The sequence below is a fragment of the Streptomyces sp. NPDC051555 genome, from assembly GCF_044454405.1.
Lineage (GTDB): Bacteria > Actinomycetota > Actinomycetes > Streptomycetales > Streptomycetaceae > Streptomyces.
Genome location: NZ_JBITDP010000001.1, coordinates 1,029,187 through 1,049,968 on the forward strand (window position 1 = coordinate 1,029,187; position 20,782 = coordinate 1,049,968).

The 20,782-nt window shown below is 72.6% G+C and carries 19 protein-coding genes; 9 read left to right on the top strand and 10 right to left on the bottom strand.

The window, feature by feature from the left end; genetic code table 11:
- Nucleotides 1–38: 38 nt before the first annotated feature.
- The 4 genes from ACIBEA_RS04340 to ACIBEA_RS04355 are packed head-to-tail and all read right to left on the bottom strand — an operon-like array spanning nt 39 to nt 5,054.
- Complete coding sequence (locus tag ACIBEA_RS04340) at nt 39–1,436, bottom strand: GntP family permease (protein WP_399257747.1); 1,398 nt, start codon at nt 1,434–1,436, stop codon at nt 39–41.
- The gene (locus ACIBEA_RS04345; RefSeq protein ID WP_399257749.1) at nt 1,433–2,125 is read right to left on the bottom strand and encodes a bifunctional 4-hydroxy-2-oxoglutarate aldolase/2-dehydro-3-deoxy-phosphogluconate aldolase; all 693 of its coding nucleotides are present in this window, start codon (nt 2,123–2,125) and stop codon (nt 1,433–1,435) included. Before ACIBEA_RS04345 ends, ACIBEA_RS04340 begins: the two co-directional genes overlap by 4 nt.
- Nucleotides 2,122–3,747, bottom strand: coding sequence for an amidohydrolase family protein (locus ACIBEA_RS04350; protein ID WP_399257751.1), 1,626 nt, complete (start codon nt 3,745–3,747; stop codon nt 2,122–2,124). The genes ACIBEA_RS04345 and ACIBEA_RS04350 overlap by 4 nt, the downstream gene beginning before the upstream one ends.
- The gene (locus ACIBEA_RS04355; RefSeq protein WP_399257752.1) at nt 3,747–5,054 is read right to left on the bottom strand and encodes an alanine racemase; all 1,308 of its coding nucleotides are present in this window, start codon (nt 5,052–5,054) and stop codon (nt 3,747–3,749) included. The genes ACIBEA_RS04350 and ACIBEA_RS04355 overlap by 1 nt, the downstream gene beginning before the upstream one ends.
- 219 nt (nt 5,055–5,273) lie before the next feature.
- Between ACIBEA_RS04355 and ACIBEA_RS04360 the strand changes: the two genes are divergently transcribed.
- From ACIBEA_RS04360 to ACIBEA_RS04375, 4 genes are all read left to right on the top strand, one after another.
- The gene (locus tag ACIBEA_RS04360; RefSeq protein WP_399257754.1) at nt 5,274–6,347 is read left to right on the top strand and encodes a sugar kinase; all 1,074 of its coding nucleotides are present in this window, start codon (nt 5,274–5,276) and stop codon (nt 6,345–6,347) included.
- 24 nt (nt 6,348–6,371) lie between these two features.
- A complete protein-coding gene (locus tag ACIBEA_RS04365; protein WP_399257756.1) occupies nt 6,372–7,124 on the top strand; it encodes an IclR family transcriptional regulator in 753 nt (250 codons plus the stop codon).
- A 48-nt stretch (nt 7,125–7,172) separates the two neighbouring features.
- The gene (locus ACIBEA_RS04370) at nt 7,173–7,592 is read left to right on the top strand and encodes a RidA family protein (RefSeq protein ID WP_399257758.1); all 420 of its coding nucleotides are present in this window, start codon (nt 7,173–7,175) and stop codon (nt 7,590–7,592) included.
- 200 nt (nt 7,593–7,792) lie between these two features.
- On the top strand, nt 7,793–8,350 hold the full coding sequence (locus ACIBEA_RS04375) for a hypothetical protein (RefSeq protein WP_399257760.1): 558 nt from the start codon (nt 7,793–7,795) through the stop codon (nt 8,348–8,350).
- Between the two features lie 219 nt (nt 8,351–8,569).
- Here ACIBEA_RS04375 and ACIBEA_RS04380 read toward each other — a convergent pair whose 3' ends face one another.
- Nucleotides 8,570–8,977 carry a MerR family transcriptional regulator gene (locus ACIBEA_RS04380; protein ID WP_399257762.1) on the bottom strand — a complete coding sequence of 136 codons (408 nt, stop codon included), beginning with the start codon at nt 8,975–8,977 and terminating at the stop codon, nt 8,570–8,572.
- A gap of 131 nt (nt 8,978–9,108) precedes the next feature.
- Between ACIBEA_RS04380 and ACIBEA_RS04385 the strand changes: the two genes are divergently transcribed.
- The 4 genes from ACIBEA_RS04385 to ACIBEA_RS04400 all read left to right on the top strand — a co-directional run bounded on the left by ACIBEA_RS04385 (nt 9,109) and on the right by ACIBEA_RS04400 (nt 11,950).
- The gene (locus ACIBEA_RS04385) at nt 9,109–9,774 is read left to right on the top strand and encodes a class II aldolase/adducin family protein (RefSeq protein ID WP_399257764.1); all 666 of its coding nucleotides are present in this window, start codon (nt 9,109–9,111) and stop codon (nt 9,772–9,774) included.
- A complete protein-coding gene (locus ACIBEA_RS04390) occupies nt 9,771–10,229 on the top strand; it encodes a carboxymuconolactone decarboxylase family protein (protein ID WP_399257766.1) in 459 nt (152 codons plus the stop codon). The genes ACIBEA_RS04385 and ACIBEA_RS04390 overlap by 4 nt, the downstream gene beginning before the upstream one ends.
- A 123-nt stretch (nt 10,230–10,352) precedes the next feature.
- Nucleotides 10,353–10,976, top strand: coding sequence for a YidB family protein (locus ACIBEA_RS04395; RefSeq protein WP_399257768.1), 624 nt, complete (start codon nt 10,353–10,355; stop codon nt 10,974–10,976).
- Between the two features lie 50 nt (nt 10,977–11,026).
- Nucleotides 11,027–11,950 carry a flagellin gene (locus ACIBEA_RS04400; protein ID WP_399257770.1) on the top strand — a complete coding sequence of 308 codons (924 nt, stop codon included), beginning with the start codon at nt 11,027–11,029 and terminating at the stop codon, nt 11,948–11,950.
- A 36-nt stretch (nt 11,951–11,986) separates the two neighbouring features.
- Here the strand turns inward: ACIBEA_RS04400 and ACIBEA_RS04405 are convergent, their stop codons facing one another.
- On the bottom strand, nt 11,987–12,727 hold the full coding sequence (locus tag ACIBEA_RS04405; protein WP_399257772.1) for an LmeA family phospholipid-binding protein: 741 nt from the start codon (nt 12,725–12,727) through the stop codon (nt 11,987–11,989).
- Nucleotides 12,724–13,389, bottom strand: a complete 666-nt coding sequence (locus ACIBEA_RS04410) for a TetR/AcrR family transcriptional regulator (protein WP_399257774.1) — start codon at nt 13,387–13,389, stop codon at nt 12,724–12,726. Before ACIBEA_RS04410 ends, ACIBEA_RS04405 begins: the two co-directional genes overlap by 4 nt.
- Before the next feature lie 108 nt (nt 13,390–13,497).
- Here ACIBEA_RS04410 and ACIBEA_RS04415 point away from each other — a divergent pair, with 108 nt between their 5' ends.
- On the top strand, nt 13,498–15,699 hold the full coding sequence (locus ACIBEA_RS04415; RefSeq protein WP_399257776.1) for an MMPL family transporter: 2,202 nt from the start codon (nt 13,498–13,500) through the stop codon (nt 15,697–15,699).
- Nucleotides 15,700–15,734: 35 nt separating this feature from the next.
- Here ACIBEA_RS04415 and xdhC read toward each other — a convergent pair whose 3' ends face one another.
- Genes xdhC through ACIBEA_RS04430 form a run of 3 tightly spaced genes read right to left on the bottom strand, consistent with a single transcriptional unit; the run spans nt 15,735 to nt 20,459 of the window.
- On the bottom strand, nt 15,735–16,556 hold the full coding sequence (xdhC, locus tag ACIBEA_RS04420) for a xanthine dehydrogenase accessory protein XdhC (protein ID WP_399257778.1): 822 nt from the start codon (nt 16,554–16,556) through the stop codon (nt 15,735–15,737).
- Complete coding sequence (gene xdhB, locus ACIBEA_RS04425) at nt 16,549–18,954, bottom strand: xanthine dehydrogenase molybdopterin binding subunit (RefSeq protein ID WP_399257780.1); 2,406 nt, start codon at nt 18,952–18,954, stop codon at nt 16,549–16,551. Before xdhB ends, xdhC begins: the two co-directional genes overlap by 8 nt.
- Nucleotides 18,951–20,459: a xanthine dehydrogenase small subunit gene (locus ACIBEA_RS04430; protein WP_399257782.1), complete on the bottom strand. Its 1,509-nt coding sequence runs from the start codon at nt 20,457–20,459 to the stop codon at nt 18,951–18,953. Before ACIBEA_RS04430 ends, xdhB begins: the two co-directional genes overlap by 4 nt.
- Nucleotides 20,460–20,782: the final 323 nt, after the last annotated feature.

The window sequence follows — 20,782 nt, forward strand, 5'->3', positions numbered from 1 at the left end:
TCCGTGACGGCCGCCCACCGGCGCGCGGCTCCGTACCGTCAGACCACCAGGCTGAGCCCGACGGCCGCGGCGAAGCCGGTCACCGACAGGATCGTCTCCAGCACGGTCCAGGACCTCAGGGTGTCCTTCACCGAGGTGTTGAAGTACTTGGAGATGATCCAGAACCCGCCGTCGTTGACGTGCGAGGCGATGATCGAGCCGGCCGCGATCGAGACCGCGATCAGGGCCAGTGCGGGCTGGCTGTAGTCGGCGTCCTTGACCAGCGGGGCGATGATGCCGCCCGTGGTCACGATGGCGACCGTGGCCGAGCCCTGGGCGACGCGCAGACCGCAGGAGATCACGTACGCCAGGACGATCAGCGGGAGCCCGGCCGTGGACAACGTCCCGGCCAGTGCCTTGCCGACCCCGGTGGCCGAGATGACGGCGCCGAAGAAGGCGCCCGCGCCGACCACCAGCAGGATCATGCCGACCGGACGCAGCGCCGCCGCACCGAGCTCCGAGAGCTGCTGCTTGGTCATGCCCCGGTCGGTGCCCAGGAGTTTGATGGCGACCAGGCACGCCAGGGTGAGCGCCACGGCCGGGTTCCCGACGAAGGTCAAGAAGGGCAGTACGCCGGCGTCCTTGTCGAGGAAGACCGTCCCGAAGGTGGCCCCGAGGATCAGCACCAGCGGCACGCAGATGACCAGCGCCACCTTGCCCAGCGCCACCGGCCCGCGGCCGCCGTCCGCCTCCGCGTCGTCCTCCTGCGGGGCGCTGAACTCCTCCGGCACCTCGATCATGATCCGGTTGCCGATCCACTTCGGCCACAGCACGCCCGCCACGAAGAAGGCGGGGAGACCGCAGGCCAGTCCCATGACGATCAACCAGCCGAGGTCGATGCCGAGGAACCCGGCGAGCGCGACCGGCCCCGGGTGCGGCGGTAGGAACGCGTGGGTCATCGACAGGCCCGCCAGCAGCGGAAGGGCGTACAGCAGCATCGACTTGCCGCTGCGTTTGGCCACCACGTAGACGAGCGGCGCGAGGACGAAGATGCCGATGTCGAAGAAGACCGGGATGCCGAAGATGAGGCCGGTCAGACCCATCGCCAGGCCCGCGCGCTTCTCGCCGAAGGCGCGCAGCAACCGTTGGGTGAGGACCTCGGCGCCGCCGGAAGCCTCCAGGAGCGATCCGAGCAGGGAGCCCAGACCGACGATCAGGGCGATGTGGCCCAGGATCCCGCCGAAGCCGCCTTCGATCAGCGACTCCTTGCTGCTGAGCGCCGACCCGACGATGGTGTTGACGGGCAGGCCGGCCGCGAGCGCCAACAACAGCCCGGTGACCACGAGGGAGATGAAGGGTTCGAGCTTGAACTTGATGATCAGCAGGAGGAGGAAGGCGATGGATATCGCGGACAGGACCAGGAGTCCGGCCGTCTCGTGCTGGAGCCAGTGGATCACGCCCGGACCCCCGCCCCGGCCAGGGCCGCGGTGAACGCCGCGGCGCGCCGCGTGATGTCCGCCCAGTCCCCGGCCTCGACCGCCGCCGGGGGCACGACGTCGGTGCCCGCGCAGACGCCGAGCGCCCCGTTCTCGAGGAACGCGCCCGCGTTGGTGGCGTTGACGCCGCCCGACGCGACCAGCGCCGCGCCCGGGTAGGGGCCGTGCAGGTCCTTGAAGTAGCCGGGCCCGAAGGTCTTCGCGGGGAAGATCTTCACCGCGGCCGCGCCCAGGTCCAGCGCGTCGGCCACCTCGGAGGGCGTCAGCGCGCCCATCACCACCGGTACGCCCGCCTCGGCCGCGACGGCCGCGACCAGCGGGCGCAGCCCCGGGGTGACGAGGAAGGAGGCACCGGCCGCTATGGCTTCGCGCGCCTGGTCCGCGGTGAGTACGGTGCCGACCCCGACCCGGTGGCCCGCGGCGGCGGCCCGCGCGATGTGGGCGCCCACCCCCGGGGTGGTGAAGGTGAGTTCGACCGTGCGGATCCCCCCGGCCGCCAGCGCCTCGCACAGCGCGGCGGCGTCGGGTATGCGGGGCGCCCGGACGACGGCGATCACCGGGTCCGCGGTGAGCGTGGCCACCAGGGCCGCGGAGGCGTCGGAGGCGTCGGCGGTGGGTGCGGACGTGGAGCCGGTCGCGGGGGATGTCATTGCGCTGCCTCTGTTCCTCGGTGGGTGCGGCGCAGTGCCCGGCCGGGCAGGGCGCCGGTGGGGGCGCCGTCGTGGACGACCGCCGTGCCGTTGACGTAGACGTAGGGGATGCCGGCGGCGGGCCGCCGGGGGTGTGCGAAGGTCGCGGTGTCCTGGACGGTGTCCGGGTCCAGGAGGACCAGGTCGGCGTGGTGGCCGGGACGTACGAGGCCGCGCCGGACCAGGCCCAGGCGGCGGGCCGCGCGGCCGGTCATCCGGGTGATGGTCTCCTCCAGGCTGAGCACGCCCAACTCACGGCTGTAGCGGGCGAGGTAGCGGGGGAAGGTGCCCCACGCCCGGGGGTGCGGGCGGGCCCCGGTCAGCAGGCCGTCGCTGCCGACGGTGTGCGCCGGGTGGCGCATGATGGCCCGCACGTTCTCCTCGTGGCCCACGTGCTGGAGGATCGTGGTGGCCAGGGCGTCCTCGCGCAGCAGGTCGAAGAAGACCTCGGTGCCGGTGCGGCCGCGCTCCGCGGCGATCTCGGCGACGGTGCGGCCCACCAGGGGTGCGAGACGCTGCTGTTGCACCCCGGAGAGCTGGATCGTGGCCCAGTCGGTGACCACGCCGTGGCAGCCGTCGCTGCCGCGCTCCTCCACGTCCCCCCGGATCCGCTCGCGGTCACCGGGGGAGTCGAGCCGGGCCATGGTCGCGTCCGGCCCGCCCTCCGTGGCCCAACTGGGCAGCAGGGCGGAGAGGGTGGTGGAGCCGGGGAGGTAGGGATAGCTGTCGAGGGTCAGGTCCACGCCCTTGGCGAGCGCCGCGTCGACCAGGGCCAGAAGTTCGCCCGCCCGGCCCTCGTTGACGCCGAAGTTCATCGTGGCGTGGGTGAGGTGCAGCGCGCAGCCGGACCGGCGGGCGATCTCCACCATCTCCGCGTATCCCTCCAACGCCCCTGTTCCGTAGGAGCGTTGGTGCGGTGCGTGGTAGCCGCCGTACGAGGCCACCACCTCGCAGAGCGCGACCAGCTCGGCGGTGTCCGCGTACATGCCGGGGGTGTAGGTGAGGCCGCTCGACATGCCGAGCGCGCCCTCGCGCATTCCCTGGGCGAGGATCTCGCGCATCCGGTCCAGCTCGGCCGGGCTGGGCGGGCGGTTGTCCCAGCCCATCGCGAGCATCCGTACGGAGCCGTGCGGCACCAGGTAGCAGGCGTTGACCCCGGCACCCCGGTCGATCCGGTCGAGGTACTCGCCGACGGTGCGCCAGTCCCACGCGAAGCCCGCCCCGTCGTCGGGGTTCCCGTTCCAGCCGGCGATCTGGCGGCGCAGCGCCGGGAGGGTGGTGTCGTCGACCGGCGCGTAGGACAGGCCGTCCTGTCCCAGGACCTCGCAGGTGATGCCCTGGGTGACCCGGGAGGGGTGCTCGGGTTCGAGCAGCAGCCGCAGGTCGGAGTGGGCGTGCATGTCGATGAAGCCGGGGGCCAGGACGAGTCCGTCGGCGTCGACGACCTCGCGCGCGCTCAGGCGCCCCGCACCGGGGGCGGTCACCTCCTCGATCGTCCCGTCCGTGACGGTGACATCGGCCGGGAAGCGTTCGGCGCCGGTGCCGTCGACGACGGTGGCGCCCCGGAAGAGCAGATCGGCCATCAGAAGAACGTCCTTACGAAGTCCACCACGCGCGGATGCTCCGCGTGGGCGTCGTCGAGCACGGGGATCAGGGACCACTTGTCGAAGGCGGTGCAGGGGTGCGAGAGCCCCAGCCGCAGGACCGCGCCCACCGGGGCCGGATCCCCGGCGTCGCGCAGGAAGGTGTGCTGGTCGTTGAGGGCGGTGATCCGGCCGGAGCCGAGGGGGCCGCCACCGCGCACCGCCTGCGGTTCGGGCAGTCCCTCGTCGAAGGGGAAGTCGCGCTTGCCGCCGTCGAGCAGGGCGAGTTGCGGCTCGGGCCGGGAGACGACCCGGCTCCAGCCGTGCATCGCGGAGCGCAGCGGCGTCTCGTCGGCGTCACGCGAGAGGGGGGAGATGGTCCGGTAGAAGCCGTCGTCGTGGGCGAGGTAGGCGCCGGCGCGAACGATCACCACGGTGCCCGGCACCTGCGCGGCGAGCGGTACGAGTTCCTCGGCGACGGTGTCGAAGTAGGCGCTGCCGCCCGCGGTGACCACCGGCGCGGAGGTCTCGTACGTCTCGGCCAGGCGCCGGTGCAGGGTGGCGAGCGAACGCAGGTAGCCGCGTACGACGGCCAGCCCGCCCTCGGTGGCCTCGTGGGCCAGCGCCCCCTCGTACCCGGCGGTGCCCGCCAGGCGCAGGGTCGGGGCCGCCACCACGGCGGCGGCGATCCGCTCGGCCGTGTCCAGGTCGCGGGCCCCGGTCCGGCCGCCCGCGGCGCCGAGTTCGACGAGGACCTCCACCGGGCGGTGGGCCCCCGCGGCCCGCAGGGCCTCGTCCATCAGCTCCACGGAGGTGACGGAATCGACCCACGAGGTGAAGGCGAACTCCGCGTCGCGGTCGAGCTCGCCGGCGAGCCAGGCCAGTCCGGCCGGGTCCAGGAGGGTGTTGGCCAGCATCAACCGCGAGACGCCGAAGGCGCGGGCCACCCGCAGCTGCGGCAGGTTGGCGAGGGTGATTCCGTGGCACCCGGCGTCGAGCTGGGTCCGCCACAGGGCGGGGGCCATCGTGGTCTTGCCGTGCGGGGCGAGGACCACCCCGGCGCGGCGGCACCAATCGGCCATGGTGCGCGTGTTGTGCGCGAGGGCGCCGGAGTCGAGGGTCAGCAGCGGGGTGCCGAGGTCGTGGAGGGCGGGGCCGGTCGCGAGGTACTGGCCGACCGTCAGGCCCCGGGCCGCATCGGGCAGTGCCTTGAAGCGCCAGTCGAGTGGCTCGTCCGTCAGCGCGGACACGGCGGCGTGGTCGATCCCGGGGCCGTCGGTATGGCGTGCGTAGCTCTGGTGATCCACGTGATCCTCCGGTGCGACTGGTGCAGGTGTTGCGACTGGTACGGGTACTGCGGGTACTGCGCGTTGCAACATGCGCAACGCTCGTTGCGTATGTTGCTGTTATGGTTCTAGCATTCCGTCGGAACGGATGGCAACGTCCGAAAGGCCCCCGGGTGCCGGGAGGCGGAAGCGACGGGCACACCACGAGCAGCAGACACGCGAACCAGGGAGCAGCGACTGATGAACCGGCAGGACACCGCACCCGCACCCCGTACGGCCGAACCGGTCCAGGCCGTCTGCCTGGGGGAGTCGATGGCTGTCCTGCTGGCCGACGGCCCCGGCCCGCTCGACACCGTCGGCGCCTTCCGGCCGTCCGTGGGCGGCGCCGAGTCCAACGTGGCCTGCGCGCTGGCCTCCCTCGGCATACCGAGCGCCTGGATCAGCCGCGTCGGCGACGACGGCTTCGGCCGCCGGCTCACCGCCGAGGTCGGCGCCCGCGGCGTGGACACCAGCGCCGTCGCGATCGACCCGCACCGCCCGACCGGCCTCTACCTCAAGGAGACCGGCGGCTCCGGACACCGCGGCGACCTGGGCGCGGGCAGCAGCCGCCTGCACTACTACCGCACCGGCTCGGCGGCCTCCGCCCTCGGCCCGGAGCTGCTCACGGACCCCGCCGCCGCGCGGTTGCTGACGGCGGCCCGGCTGTTGCACCTCAGCGGCATCACGGCCGCGCTCTCCGACAGCTGCCTCGACCTGGTACGGGCCCTCCTGGCCCCCGAACACCGGCGTCCCGGCACCCTCGTCAGCTTCGACCTCAATTGGCGCGCCGCCCTGTGGCACGACCGCGACCCCGGGGTCCTGCGTGACCTGCTGGACGCGGCCGACCTCGTACTCCTCGGCGCGGACGAGGCGGAGGCCGCCTTCGGCACCGGCGACCCGCAGGAGCTGCGGGCCCTGTTCCCCTCGCCCGCCACCCTCGTCGTCAAGGATTCCGGGAACGCCGTCACTGCCCTGACCCGGGACGGCCTGACCGTCACCGAACCGGCCCTGACCGTGGAGGTGGTGGAGGCCACCGGGGCGGGCGACGCCTTCGCCGCCGGGTACCTCGCCGGTACGCTGCGCGGCCTCGACCAGCGCAGCCGGCTGCGGCTCGGCCACCTCAGCGCGGCCGCCGCGCTCACCGCGCACGAGGACCACGGAGTACCGGCCCCGGCGCCGGTCCTGAACGACCTCCTCGGCGCGTCGCCGGAGCGGTGGGCCGCGACCTCGGTCACGGCGGGTGGCATCGTGTCACCCCTGTCGACCACTCCATAGACCCGACCCGGAGCACCACCACCCATGAGCCAGACCGTCACCCGTGCCCTGCGCCTCCTCACCGAGCTGGGCGAGGGCGAGCGCTCCCTCGACCAGCTCGCCCACGTCCTCGACGTGCACAAGACCACCGCACTGCGACTGCTCCAGAGCCTGGAGGAGGCACGGTTCGTTTACCGGGATCCGGGCTACCGCTACCACCTGGGCGCAGGCCTGTTCGCCCTGTCCAGCCTGGCCCTGGAACAGCACGGCATCCGCCGCACGGCCGCCCCGCACCTGGCCGGGCTCAACGCGGACACCGGGCAGACCGTGCACCTGGCCGCGTACGAGGGCGGCGAGGTGGTCTACATCGACAAGTACGACTCGCGCCACCCCGTGCGCATGTACTCCCGGATCGGGCTGCGCGCGGCCCTGCACAACACGGCCGTCGCCAAGGTGCTCCTCGCCGACCTTCCGGAGGCCGAACGGCGCCGCGTTGTCGAGGGCGTCGAGTTCACCGTCCACACCCCGAACACGATCACCACCCCCGAGGCGCTCCTCGCGGAACTCGACAAGGTCGCCGCCCAGGGGTGGGCCGAGGACCACGCCGAGCACGAGTCGTTCATCAACTGCATCGCCGCCCCGATCCGCGACGCCTCCGGACGCGCCGTCGCGGCGGCCTCCATCTCGGTACCGGACGTGGTGCTGCCGTACGAACAGGTCCTGGGGCTGCTCCCCGAGCTCCTGGCGGTCACCCGCGCCATCTCGGCCGACGCGGGCTCCCCGCCGGCCGACTCCTGACCCCCCCATTGCCCCACCGCCAACAACCCACTGTCATAAGGAGACCCCATGAGCAACAGCACCGCCGAGAAGACCGAAGTCCGTACCGACGGCGCCCCCGCCCCCGCCTGGATGTTCTCCCAGGGCGTGCGCAAGGGCCCCATCCTCCAGGTGTCCGGCCAGGGCCCGCAGGACCCCGCGACCGGCGAGTACCTCTACCACGGGGACGTGAAGGCACAGACCCGGCGCACCCTGGAGAACGTCAAGGCCATCGTCGAGGCGGGCGGCGCGACCATCGAGGACGTCGTGATGTTCCGCGTCTACCTCACCAAGCGGGCCGATTTCCCGCTCATGAACGAGGTCTACGCGGCGTTCATCGACGAGAACATCGAGCCGGGCGGGGTCAAGCCCTGCCGCACGACCATCTTCGTGGAACTCCCGCAGGAGCCGATGCTGGTCGAGATCGACGCCCAGGCCGTGATCGGCTGAGCAGCAGTCCCCTCCCGGCCCGCCCCACGCGTCGGCCGCGGGCACGGGCACGGGCACGGGCACGGGCACGGGCACGGTCGGTTCAGTACACCGTGATCGTGCCCGGCTGGACGGGGAACTCGCCGCGCAGCAGCCCGGCGAACGCGTCGGCGAACCGCAGGTCGGTAGATCAGCTTCAGGGGCTCCAGAGGAGGGCGACCATGGGTGAGGGCGTGTCCGCGGGGAACGACGGGCCGGTGTGGGAGCCCGTCGTGGTCCCCGGGCCGGAACCGGATTGGCGGCCTGCGCCGGAATACCAGGGGGGCAACCCGAATCCCGCGATGCAGTACGGCATGTGGGATTCGATGGTCCTGGCGTACCGGCCGATCGGCGTGCTTCCGCCGCCGTTCACGGCGTACGTGGAGCGGCTCGTGCTGACGGTGGAACAGAGCTGGGAGGACCTGGGCTCTGTGGACGTCGCGGTCTTCCGCCTCGGTGGACACCTCTTCGCCCTGAGCCAGTTCACCGACGGGGGCGATGCGGTCACCGTATGGCTCGACCGCCGAGCACGTGACGGCGACGGCGCCCTCGCCGCGCTCGCGGAGGTCCTCGGCGTTCCGGGCGACTGCGTGCGGGACATCACCTGGTCCCCGCACCCCGCGACCCGGTACGAGGCGACCGCACCGACCCCGGCCACCTCGCCCCGGAAGCGCTCCGGGTGGGGCGGGCGGCTCGCCGCGTTGATGACGGTGTGGCTGCCGGGCGGCCGCGAGAGGTGAGGCGCGGGGCCCGCTGCGCCGCTCGTTCCGGACCCGGGGTGGCGTGCGTCCGGTGGGGCGAGAGCCGCGGGCGCCGTGGGGACTGGGCCGTCGAGCTTCCCCGGCGCGGGGCGGGGCATGTGTGAGGCATCCCCGGTGACCGCCCCGCCGTCCCCGCAGCAGGAGAACCTCGGCCACCTTCGCGACGCTGAAGCTGTACGACGAGGCGTTGTCCCACCGCTACGGTCCCCCGACCGAGCCGTCGGCCCCGGGCTCCGGCGTGCGCCACCCCGCCATCTGCTCGCGGAACTTCGGGCACCGGACGATGTCCTCCTCGCCGCACAGCAGGGCATGGCTGAGGAGTTGGTGGGCGTGGTCGAGGTCGACCATGCGCTGCTCGATCTCGGCGATCTTGTCGCGGAGCATTGCCTTGCGCGCCTCCTGCTCCTCCTGGAACGCGCGGATCTCGACCAGAGTCAGCCCCGCCCGCTGGCACTTGCGCAGCAGCACGATCCGCTGCGCCGCCTCCGGCGGGTAGCGCCGCTGCCCGCTGCGGCGCTCGGGCTGAGGGAGCAGGTCGTGGCGTTCCCAGTACCGGATGGCCGAAGCCGGCACCCCGGTGACCTCGGCGAGCCGGCCGATCGTCATGCGCGGGTCCTCCACCTGCCCCACCCCGTTCCACGCCGCTTGACTTGAACCTTAGTTCAAGTTGAAGAGTGGGCGGCACGTGGACGGCGGCGCACGAGCGTCCGCCGACACCGGAGCCGAGAGAGGTCGCGATGACGGACGTACAGGGAGTGGAGGAACGGGCCGAGCAGCTCGTCGAAGCCGCCAGGACGCTCTTCGAAGCGGGGGTGATGTCCCACTCCGGGCACGCGAACCTGAGTGCCCGCGTCGACGAGGGGCGGTTCCTGCTGACGCCGGGCTTCGTCCGGGGGCTGAGGCCCGAGCAGTTGGCGACGGTCGGCCTCGACGGACGGGTGCTGGAGGGCGAGCTGCGCTCGGTCAGCGCCGAGATCATCACCATGCACAGCGCCGTCTACGCGGCCCGCCCATGGGTGGGATCGGTGATCCACACGCACTCGCCCGCCGCGACGGCCTTCGCCGTGGCCCACCGGCCGCTGCCCTGCCGTACGGAGCCGATGCTGAGGTTCGGGCAGGCCGAGGAGGTCCCGGTGGTTCCCTGGGGCCCCCGGGGGTCGGACGTGTCGGTGCGCGGCATCGCCGAGGTCCTGGAGCGCCGTCCGACGACGGCCGCGGCCCTGCTGGCCAACCACGGGTTGCTCGTCTTCGGCCCGGACCCGGCGGCCACCGCCCACCTCGTGGTGGCGATCGAGGAGAGCGCCGAGGCGGAGCTCGCCGCCGCCGCGATCGGCGGAGCCGTCGATTTCCCCGAGGGCGCCCTGGCGGCGGTGCGCGCCTCGATCGCACGGGCGTCGTCATGACGGACGGCGACGCACCCGCCCCGCACACGGACGCACCCGCCCCGCGCACGGACGCACTCGCCCCGCGGATCGCCGCCGTCCGGGAGCGCTACGTCTCCACGCTCGGGTCCGTGCCGAGCGGCGTGGAGGAACGGCTGCGGCTGGCGCGGGAGTTCGGCAGGCTCCCCACCGAGGAGGCGCTCGCGGCGCTGCGTGACATCGTCCTGACCGGGAACCCGTTGGGGGCGCGGGTGCAACAACTCGTCCACTTCGGGCAGCTCTTGTCCCTGGGCCGGCACCATCCCGCCCGCCTGCACGCCCGTGGCGCCCTGCACGCGGGCGCCACCATCGCCGACCTGATCGGGGTGGCCGAGACGGCACTGATCACCTCGGGCGTACCGGCCTACGCGCTGGGCGCGGAGATCGTCGCCGAGCTCGCCCCGCCCGCACCCGGGGCGGGTCCGACGAAATCCTAGGAGGCCGTGACAGGGCCGATCCAGCCGTATGGATCGCTCCGGGATGACTTGTTCACGCTCTGTTGTGCCTTGCTCCCTTTGGGTAGCCTCGCAGGCTCAAGATCACTCACTTGAGGGAGCTCGATGAGCGAGAACACGTTGGCCCCGGTGCTGGGACAGCTGCTGACGGCCCTGGCCGGGGAGCCCGGGACGGCGGGCAAGTTCGACTCCTGGACCGGACCGGGCGCCAATGATCCGCTGACCGCGCAAGAGGTGGCCGCCGCCGCTCCCGCCGGCATGTTGTCGACGCTCGCCGAGTTGGCGCAGGTGGGCGAGGCGGAAGTCGCCGCCTCCCTCGCCGAGGAGATCCCCGCGCTGGTGGACGCCATCCCCGCCGGGACCATCGAGACGTTCCGGGCGGCGGCGCGGATCGCGGACCTGACCCCCGGGGAGGAGGCGGCGGCCGAGCAGATCGTGGCCGAGACGCGCGCCCTGGCCGCGGCCCTGCCGCAGAGTCGGTCCTGGCTCGGCTCCGGCCCCAACGAGCCGCTCACCGAGGAGCAGGTGGTCGCGGCCCTGGGCGAGGAGAAGCTCGCCGAAGCCGCCGCCGCGCGCGGGCAGGACAGGGCCGAGGTCATCGCGGAGCTGACGCGCACGCTCCCCGCCTTCATCGACGCGGTCTCGCCCCTCGGCTGGGTGGACGTCGACGTCCTGCGGTTCGTCCTGGCCCAGGACGACGTGCACGTGAGCGCCTCGCCGTCCGCGTAGCGCCTCGCGCTGCCCGACACCCGTACCGACCACCGACTGGGGACGATCACGTGCTGACGCTCAACACCAACATCATGTCGCTCACCACGCAGAACTACCTGAACATCACCGGCTCGACCATGGGGGTCGCAGCCGAACGGCTCGCCTCCGGCAAGCGCATCAACTCCTCGAAGGACGACGCCGCCGGGCTGGCCATCTCGGACCGGATGACCACGCAGATCAACGGTTCCGTCCAAGCGTCCCGCAACAGCAACGACGCCATTTCCCTCGCGCAGACCACCGAGGGCGCGCTCAAGGAAGTCACCAACAACCTCCAGCGCATCCGGATGCTCACGGTCCAGGCCGCCAACGGCATCTACGCCGTCACCGACCGCCGTGCCATCCAGCAGGAGGTCGCCCAGCGCCTGGAGGCCATCGACGCCATCTCGCAGCAGACCCAGTTCAACGGCATCAAAGTGCTGGCGAAGAACACCAGCATGAACTTCCAGACCGGCGCCAACGACGGCGACGTCATCGCCGTCGCCATGAAGATGCTCAACGTGAACACGCTCGGCCTGGAGTCCTACGACGTGTCCAGGACCATCGCCTTCACCGACGAGGCCGACCCGAGCAAGGTCACGTACAAGGACGCGGCCGGTCAGGTCGTCTCGGTCGCGAAGGCGGACGTCCCGGCTCTCACGACGCCGTTGCTCATCGACCCGCTGTCGATGATCGATTCCGCCCTGGTCGAGGTCACCAACCTGCGCTCGATCCTCGGCGCCGTCCAGAACCGCTTCGAGTCCAACATCCGCACCCAGGACACGGGCGTGGTGAACCTCAGCGCCGCCCGCGAACGCATCGAAGCCACCGATTACGCCCTGGAAACCGCCAACTACACCCAGGCCAGCATCCTCCAGCAGGCCGGAATCTCCGTCCTCGCCCAGGTCAACGCCCAACCGAAGAACATCCTCCCGCTCCTCCAGCAACTCGGCTGAGCACCGCCGCGCCACCAACCTGTCCGGACAACACACCTAGGCCGCGGCGCACTTCCCGCCGGTCGTCGTGCCCGTGGTCCGGGAGAGGGACAGGGAGACGGCCAGGCCGGAAGCGTCGGCCCGGGCGCCGGTCAGCCGGGCGCCGTCGGGGAGCTCGCCGACCGGGACCGTGCGCGGGGCGAGCTCCCCGGTGAAGGCGGACGCACCGGGGAGACCCGCCAGCGCATCGATCGGCATGGTGCGGCCCAACACCGTCACGGTGGTCGGGGTGACGGTCAGGCTGTCGGCCGTGGCCGTGACACCGGCGTGGACGGTCACGGGCAGGCTCAGGGCCCCGGTCCCGGCGCGCCCGGTCAACGTCAGGCCGTTGCCGTCACCGCCGACCGTCATGCCCGGAGCCGCATCGGCCAGCCGCTTCTGCAGGGCGGCGTACGGGACGCTCGCCGTCGCCGTCCCGCCGCTGGTCGCCCCGTCGGTGGTGACGTCGCGCAGATCGGCCCGGACGTCCATCTCGGTGTCGGCGTGCCGCACGCGGCGCGCTTCGACGCGTACGGTGCCCAGGTCGCCGGTGAGCGAACGCAGCCCGGCGAGCGGGTCCAGCAGGTCGGCCGTGACCGTGCCCGCGGGCGAGAGCCGGCAGGCGGCCGCCTGCTCGATGCGCTGGCGGGCGATGTGCTCGACGGTGAGGTCCGTGACCGCGCCGGCGGCCGTCAGCGTCAGGCCGACGGCTATGAGCACGGGGACGGGACGGCGGAGCATGGGGCGGCTGGACTTCACGACGCGGTGGTTCCGATCTCGTGCAGGATGTCGAAGGAGCGGACCAGGAGGTGCGCGGGGGCGGCATCGGTGACGGTGCCGGCCTGTCGGCGGCGGCGCTGGGTGCGCAGGACGGCGCGCACCGAGGACATGGCCGCCCCCGCGATCACCGCGGCCCGCAGGTCCGCGTCGGGCGCGTCCCGGGGGAGCCGCTGCTCGACGAGGAGGGTGAGCCGGTCCTCGAAGGCGGCGAAGGCTTCGACGAGCCGGGCGGCGATCAGCGGCTCCGCCCCTTCGATGGGGTGGGTCAGGGCCGTGAGGGTGGAGGCGGCGAACGGCTGCGCCGCGGTGAGCAGCGCGTTGCAGATCGCGCCCAGCGGGTCCTCCTCGTGCGGACGGGTGGCGAGGGCCGCCTCGACGTACTCGAACAGCAGGTTCATGTCCGGCAGCAGGAGGGCTTCCTTGCTGTCGAAGTATCGGAAGAACGTCCGCTCCGATACGTTCGCGCACGCGGCGATGTCCGCGACCGTGGTCCCCGCGAAACCGCGCGCGGCGAACAGCTCGGCGGCCCCCTCCCGGAGCCGGGTGCGGGTCAGCTCCTTCTTGCGTCTCCGCAACCCCGCTTCGGCCTCGGGTTCCGGCTCCGGCCCTGTTCTTGTCCCGGCGGCGGGTTCGTTGCGCATGGCAGCAGCCTAGCAATCACGTCATCCCTGTCAATTGTCAGTCCTGCCACTTTCCCTCTATGGTCGTCCGTGCCATAAGTGTCAGTCCTGCCATTTTCTGGAGGTGCCGTGTCTTCCGCACGCCTTCGAGGTCCGGCTCCGGCCGAGGCCGCCCCCGAACCCGAATCCGAATCCGCCGTCGAACGCCCCGGCCGTCTCGGCCGCCTCGGCGGATTCTGCGCACGGCGCCCGCTGTGGGTGATCGCGGCCTGGCTGGTCCTCCTGGCCGCCGTGTTCGCGGGCCGCCAGGCAGTCGGGCCGACGTACAGCGACGAGGTGTCCCTGCCCGGCAGCCGCTCCCACACCGGCGCGGAGCTCCTGGCGGCGTCCGCCCCCGCTGCCGGCGCCCCGAACGGGCGCGTCGTCCTCCACGTGGACTCCGGCACGGTGGCGGAACATCCCGGGGCGGTGGACCGTACGCTCGCCGACCTCAGGGCGCTGCCGCACGTGACCGCCGTCTCCCCGCCGACCACCAGCGCGGACGGCCGTACCGTCGCCGCCACCGTCTCCTTCGACCGGCAGGTCAAGACCCTGGGGCACGGCTACGCCGAGCACCTCGACGAGGCCGCCGCCCCCGCCCGCGCCGCCGGGGTCCAGGTCGCCTACGGCGGCGACCTGGGCCAGGTGGTGCGCGAACCCGCCGACGACCGGACCGCCGAACTGATCGGCATCGCCGCGGCCCTCCTGATCCTGTTGCTCGCCTTCGGCAGCATCGCCGCCGCCCTGCTGCCCCTGGTGACCGCGCTGCTGGCCGTGGGCGTCGGGCTGGGCGCGGTCGGGATCACCGCGGGCGTCGTCACCTTCGCCACCTCCGCTCCCACCCTCGCCACGATGATCGGGCTGGGCGTGGGCATCGACTACGCGCTCTTCCTGACCACGCGCTTCCGCCAGGACCTGCTCGACGGCCACGATCCGGTCGTCGCCGCCTCCCGCACCACCGCCGGTAGCGGCCGGTCCGTCCTGGTCGCCGCCGTCACCGTCGCGGTGGCCATGTTGAGCTTGTACGCCTGCGGCCTGAGCCTGATCGGCAAGCTCGGGTTGGCCGCGGCCATCGCCGTGGTGGTGACGGCGGCGGCCTCGCTGACCCTCGTGCCCGCGGCGCTCGGCCTGGTCGGCCGCCGGATCGACCGTTTCGCCGTGCGCCGCCCGGTCGCGGAGACGGGCGGGGAGCGCGACGGGTGGCACCGCTACGCCGCACTCGTCGCCCGGCGCCCCTGGGCCTTCCTCGCGGCGGGCACGGCGCTGCTGGCACTGTGCGCCGTGCCGATGTTCTCGATGCGGCTCGGCCACGTCGACGACGGCGCCGACGCCCCGGGGACGGTCACCCGCAACGCCTACGACTGGACGGCCGGGGCCGCGGGTCCGGGATTCGGTCCCGGAGCGGCCGGCACCTTCGTGGTCGTGGTGGACGTCAGCCGGGCCGGCGCCCCGGTCGACCGGATCGGCGCGGGACTCGCCGACGCCCTGCGCTCCACCCCGGGAGTCGCCGGGATCACCCCCGTCACCGCCAGTCCGGACGGGAAGCTGCTGATCACCACGCTCACCCCCACCTCCGGACCGCAGAGCGCGGCCACCGGGCACCTCTTCACCGAGCTGACCGACACCACTCTGCCCGAGGCGCTCGACGGCTCCGGCGCGCGCGGCTACCTGACCGGGTCCGCCGCCGGGCAGCTCGACTTCCGGGACACCGTCACCGCGCGCCTGCCCTACATCATCGCGATCGTGCTGGCCGCCGCGCTGCTCCTGCTCACGGCCGTCTTCCGCAGCGTATTGATCCCGGTGAAGGCGGTGCTGATGAACCTCCTCACCACGGCCGCCTCCTACGGGATCCTCGTCGCGGTGTTCCAATGGGGCTGGGGGAGCGCCCTGTTGGGGCTGTCCGAGCCCGTCCCCATCGAGTCCTACGTGCCGATGATGATGTTCGCGATCGTCTTCGGCCTGTCCATGGACTACGAGATCTTCCTGCTCTCCTCCGTCGCCGAGACCTACCGTCGGACCGGGGACAACACCGTCGCGGTCGGCACCGGCCTGTCGGTCACCGGCCGGGTCATATCCAGCGCGGCCCTCATCATGACCGCGGTCTTCCTCTCCTTCGCCGCCTCGCCCACGGTCGTGGTGAAGATGCTCGCCCTCGGCCTGGCCGTCAGCGTGGTGCTGGACGCGACCGTGGTGCGGCTCGTGCTGGTGCCGTCCGCCATGTTCCTGATGGGCAGGGGGAACTGGTGGCTGCCCCGTTGGCTCGACCGGATCCTGCCGCGGCTCCACTCCTGAGCCACCGCCGGCACTCCCCCCCGGGGGGACGCGTATCACCCGGGGGCGGTCCGTTCGAAGGCCCGGAGCAGGTCCGCCGCGACGCTCACCGCGATCGTGGCGGGTTCCTTGCCGGTGATGCCGGCCGTTCCGATCGGGCTCTTGATCAGATCGATGGTGGCGGCGTCGTGGCCGCCCTCCGCGGACAGTCGGCGGCGGAACCGCGCCCACTTCGCGGCCGAGCCGATCAGGCCGATCGAGCCGAGACCGGGCGTGCGCAGGGCCGCGTCACAGAGGGCGGCGTCCTCGGCGTGGTCGTGCGTCATGATCAGGACGTGCGTGCCGGGCGGCAGCTCGGCGAGCACCTCCTCCGGGAGCAGCGGCGCGTGGTGGACGCTCACCTGCGCCACCGCGTCCGCGAGCACGCCGAGCCGTTCCTCGGCGAGCACGTCGGGGCGGGAGTCGACCAGGTGCAGATCGAGGCTGTGGCGGGCCAGGATCCGCGCCAACTCCAGTCCGACGTGCCCGACGCCGAAGATCGCCACGGCCTGGACCACCGGCAGCGGTTCGAGCAGGACGCTCACCGCTCCGCCACAGCACTGCACGCCGTGCCGGCCGGTCACCTTGTCGTTGAGGGCGAACTCGATCAGCTCCGACTCGGCGTCGGGCAGCCCGATCAGCTCGCGGGCCCGGTCGATCGAGACGGCCTCGATGTTGCCGCCGCCGATCGACCCCCAGGTCTCGCTCTCGCCGACGACGAGCTTGGCGCCGGCCCCGCGCGGGGCGTGGCCGCGCACGGTCGCGACGGTCACCAGCACGCCGGACTCCCGGCGGGCCCGCAACCGCGCGACCGCGGCGACCCAGGACATGTCAGGCATCGCGCGGAGCGCCCTCGCCGAGGCGGAACGCGCTGTCGCTCTTCTCGCCGCCGCCGCCGCCCGACCGTACGCCGCCCGCCCGGGCCGATTCGACGGCCCAGAACACGGCTTCCGGCGTGGCGGGGGAGGCCAGCTCCACGCTGGCCCCGGCGGGCCCGAAGGCGGCGGCCGCCTGCCGCAGCGCCTCGCGGACCGAGAAGGCCAGCATCAGCGGAGGCTCACCCACCGCCTTGGACCCGTAGACCGCACCCTCCTCGGTGGCGTTCTCCAACAGCCTGACGTTGAACTCCGCCGGCATCTCCGAGAAGCTCGGCAGCTTGTAGGTGCTCGCGGCCTGGGTCAACAGCCGTCCTCGGTGCGGCCCGTCACCGTTGTCCCAGCGCAGGTCTTCGAGCGTCAACCAGCCTGCGCCCTGTACGAAACCGCCTTCGACCTGACCGATGTCGATCAGCGGGGACAGGCTGTCGCCGACGTCGTGCACGATGTCCACCCGCCGGATCCGGTACGCGCCGGTGAAGCCGTCCACCTCCACCTCGGCAGCGGCCGCGCCGTACGAGAAGTACTTGAAGGGGGAGCCTTGGAAACTGTTCGCGTCCCAGTGCAGTCCTTCGGTCCGATAGAAACCGGCCGCCGACAACTGGACCCGCTGGAAGTACGCCGTGCGCACCAGGTCGTCCCAGGCCACCTCCCCGTCGCTGCCCAGGGCGCGAGCGACGCCCCCGACGATGCGCACGTCCGAGGCGTTCGCACCGAGCTGGGTGGCGGCCACCTGGAGCAGCCGCCCGCGCAACTGCTCGCAAGCGTTCTTGACCGCCGCACCGTTGAGGTCCGCCCCGGCACTGGCGGCGGTGGCCGAGGTGTTGGGCACCTTGTCGGTCCGCGTGGGCGCGAGGCGCACCTTGTGCAGCGGGATGCCGAGCGTGGTCGCGGCCACCTGCAGCATCTTGGTGTGCAGGCCCTGCCCCATCTCGGTACCGCCGTGGTTGATCAGGACCGAACCGTCCTTGTAGATCAACACCAGGGCGCCCGCCTGGTTGAAGGCGGTGAGGTTGAAGGAGATCCCGAACTTGATCCCCGTCAGCGCGATCGCCCTCTTGGTGTGAGGGTGCGCGGCGTTGAAGGCCGCGATCCCGCGCCGGCGCCCGGCGAGGTCGGCGTCCTCCTGGACCTCCCGCCAGACGGTGGAGATGCGTTCGGGGTGGCTGACCGGCTGCCCGTACGGCGTCGAATGGCCCTGCCGGTAGAAGTTGCGCTCCCGCAACTCCATCGGGTCCAGGCCGAGCAGCGGCGCGCACCGACCCATGATGTCCTCGATCACCAACATGCCCTGCGGGCCGCCGAAGCCGCGGAAGGCGGTGTTGGAGACCTTGTTGGTCTTGGCGATGCGGCCGCGGACGCGGGCGTTGGGGATCCAGTAGGTGTTGTCGATGTGGCACATCGCGCGCGCCACGACCGGCTCGGAGAGGTCCAGGCTCCAGCCGCCGTCCGCCGTCAAGGTGGCGTCCAGAGCCTGGATGCGGCCCTCGGCGTCGAAGCCGATCTTCCACGAGGCGTGGAAGCCGTGCCGCTTGCCCGACATGGTCAGGTCCTGGGTGCGGTTGAGCCGCACCCGCACGGGCCGACCGGTCAGCCGGGCACCGAGCGCGGCGATCGCCGCGAAGCCGTGCGGCTGCATCTCCTTGCCGCCGAAGCCGCCACCCATGCGCAGGCACTGCACGGTCACCTCGTGGCTGTGCAGACCGAGGACGTGCGCGACGATCTCCTGCGTCTCCGAGGGGTGTTGGGTGCTGCTCTGGACGAACACCTGCCCGTTCTCGTCGATCAGCGCCAGCGCCGCGTGCGTCTCCAGGTAGAAGTGCTCCTGGTCGGAGAACTGCAACTCGCCGCTGAACACGTGCGCGGAGTCCTCGAAACCGGCCTCGACGTCCCCGGTCACCATCTCGGGCCGGGCGCCGTGGAAGCTGCCGGCCGCGATCGCGTCCTGGAGCGTGATCAAGGACGGCTGCTCGTGGAGGTCCACCTCGACGGCCGCCGCCCCGAGCCGGGCCGCTTCCAGGGTCTCGCCGAGCACCCAGGCCACCGCGTGCCCGTGGAACATGACCTCGTCGGGGAACAGCGGTTCGTCGTGCTTCATCCCGGCGTCGTTGACGCCCGGTACGTCGGCGACGGTCAGCACGCGGACCACGCCCGGCACGGCGAGCGCCGGCCCGGTGCGCAGCCCGGTGATCCTGCCGCGGGCCTTCATGACCTGGACCGGGTGGGCGTGGAGCACGTCCTTGGTACGGGCGACCAGGTCGTCGGTGTAGAGCGCGGCGCCCGTGACGTGCAGGGCGGCGCTCTCGTGCGGCACGGAAAGGCCGACGACGGGCATCTCGGGACGTTCGGACAACTGGCTCATGACGGCACCGCCTCGGTGGTTCGCGCGTACAGCTTCAACAGGCTCTGGCCGAGCATCGCGGAGCGGTAGTCGGCGCTGGCGCGGTGATCGTCCATCGGCGTGCCCTCGCCCCGGAGCACCCGGGCCGCGGCCTCGACGCTCTGCCCCGCCCACGGCCGGCCCTCCAGGGCGGCCTCGGTGGCGAGGGCGCGGATCGGGGTGGCGGCCACGCCGCCCAGGCCGATCCGCGCCGTGCGCACGATCCCGTCCTCGATGTCGAGGGCGAAGGCGACCGCGACGCTGGAGATGTCGTCGAAGCGGCGCTTGGCGATCTTGTGGAAGGCCGTGACCGGCGACAGCGGCAGCGGGACGCGCACGGAGCGGATCAGCTCGTCGGGGCGGCGGACGCTCTGCCGGTAGCCGGTGAAGTAGTCCGCCAGCGGTACGACGCGCTCCCCGGCGGCGCTGGCGAGCACCACCGACGCCTCCAGCGCGAGCAGCGCCGGCGGGCTGTCACCGATGGGCGAGCCCGTACCCAGGTTGCCGCCGAGCGTCGCACCGTTGCGGATGAGCCGGGAGGCGAACTGCGGGAACAACTGGGCCAGCAGCGGGACGCGGCCGTCGAGCCGGCGCTCGATCTCGGTGAGCGTCAGTGCCGCGCCGATCTCGATGTGGTCGGATTCGACCCGCAGTTCGCGCAGTTCGGGCAGTCGGTCGACGGCGACCACGCAAGGCGCCCGGCGCGCACGGATGTTGACCTCCACGCCCCAGTCGGTGCTTCCCGCGACGACCACCGCGTCGGGGCGTTCGCCCAGCGTCCGCAGGGCGTCGGCCAGCGTGCCCGGTCGTAGGAAGGAGCTTTCGTCGTGGATGTACCGGGTGGCGACCGGTGCCGGCGGGGCCAGTTCGCGACGCCGTCCCAGCGCATCGTCCGGCGCGGGCGCACCGACGGCGAAGGCGGCGTCGCGGATCGGCCGGTAGCCGGTGCAGCGGCACAGGTTCCCGCTCAGCGCGTGCAGGTCGAATCCGTTCGGACCGTGCTCGGGATCGGCGTGTGTGCCCCCGTCGGCGTCGGCGTCGGGGCCGGGGCCGGTGTGGGGGGTGGCGGTGTCGGCGGCGGGGCAGCGGTCGGGTCGGTAGTACTCGGCCGCCATGCTGCAGACGAACCCCGGTGTGCAGTAACCGCATTGGGAGCCGCCGCGCAGGGCCATCTCCTCCTGCACGGGGTGCAGTACGGGCGGCGCGCCGGCCGCGCCGGTGACGGCGAGGCCCTCGGAGGTGATGACCTCCTGGCCGTCGAGCGCGGCCACCGGGACCAGGCAGGCGTTGACGGCCACCCAGTCGGTGGGCTTGTGCACCCCGGGGCGGGCCACCAGCACCGAACAGGCGCCGCACTCGCCCTCCGCGCACCCCTCCTTGGTGCCGGTGAGGCCGCGCTCGCGCAGGAAGTCCAGCGCCGTGGTGTGGGACGCGGCCGGTGCGATCGGCATCTCCCGCCCGTTGACCGTGATCCGCGCGGCTACCACGGGACGTTCCCCGGGTGGGGCGCGGTCGTCGTTCTGATGGTCCTGATCGCCATGTCGGGAGCTTTCTTTCTCGGGTGGCGCAGCTCAACAGCCCGGCGCGCGCATCCGCACGCGAAGGCGTGCCGCGGCCGGTGGGGGAGCGAAGGCGGTGAAAGGAAGAGGAAGAGGTGGCGGGGCCGCAAGGGGGCGCGCCGGGAGGGGGGGCTGCTCAGCAGCCGTGTGCGAGACGGCCCGGAGCCCAGGCGGTCTCGTGAGCGAGGCGGTGCGCGCCGGAGATGGTGGACATCGGACGTCGCCTCCTGCCATGTGCTCACGAATTGGTG

Bases quoted from the DNA above. Each gene is read 5' to 3' on its own strand.
- xdhC (WP_399257778.1), bottom strand. From the start codon at position 16,556: ATGCCTGACATGTCCTGGGTCGCCGCGGTCGCGCGGTTGCGGGCCCGC.
- ACIBEA_RS04350 (WP_399257751.1), bottom strand. From the start codon at position 3,747: ATGGCCGATCTGCTCTTCCGGGGCGCCACCGTCGTCGACGGCACCGGC.
- ACIBEA_RS04365 (WP_399257756.1), top strand. From the start codon at position 6,372: ATGAGCCAGACCGTCACCCGTGCCCTGCGCCTCCTCACCGAGCTGGGC.
- ACIBEA_RS04410 (WP_399257774.1), bottom strand. From the start codon at position 13,389: ATGCGCAACGAACCCGCCGCCGGGACAAGAACAGGGCCGGAGCCGGAA.
- ACIBEA_RS04345 (WP_399257749.1), bottom strand. From the start codon at position 2,125: ATGACATCCCCCGCGACCGGCTCCACGTCCGCACCCACCGCCGACGCC.
- ACIBEA_RS04390 (WP_399257766.1), top strand. From the start codon at position 9,771: ATGACGGACGGCGACGCACCCGCCCCGCACACGGACGCACCCGCCCCG.
- ACIBEA_RS04375 (WP_399257760.1), top strand. From the start codon at position 7,793: ATGGGTGAGGGCGTGTCCGCGGGGAACGACGGGCCGGTGTGGGAGCCC.
- ACIBEA_RS04370 (WP_399257758.1), top strand. From the start codon at position 7,173: ATGAGCAACAGCACCGCCGAGAAGACCGAAGTCCGTACCGACGGCGCC.
- xdhB (WP_399257780.1), bottom strand. From the start codon at position 18,954: ATGAGCCAGTTGTCCGAACGTCCCGAGATGCCCGTCGTCGGCCTTTCC.
- ACIBEA_RS04385 (WP_399257764.1), top strand. From the start codon at position 9,109: ATGACGGACGTACAGGGAGTGGAGGAACGGGCCGAGCAGCTCGTCGAA.
- ACIBEA_RS04380 (WP_399257762.1), bottom strand. From the start codon at position 8,977: ATGACGATCGGCCGGCTCGCCGAGGTCACCGGGGTGCCGGCTTCGGCC.
- ACIBEA_RS04395 (WP_399257768.1), top strand. From the start codon at position 10,353: ATGAGCGAGAACACGTTGGCCCCGGTGCTGGGACAGCTGCTGACGGCC.
- ACIBEA_RS04360 (WP_399257754.1), top strand. From the start codon at position 5,274: ATGAACCGGCAGGACACCGCACCCGCACCCCGTACGGCCGAACCGGTC.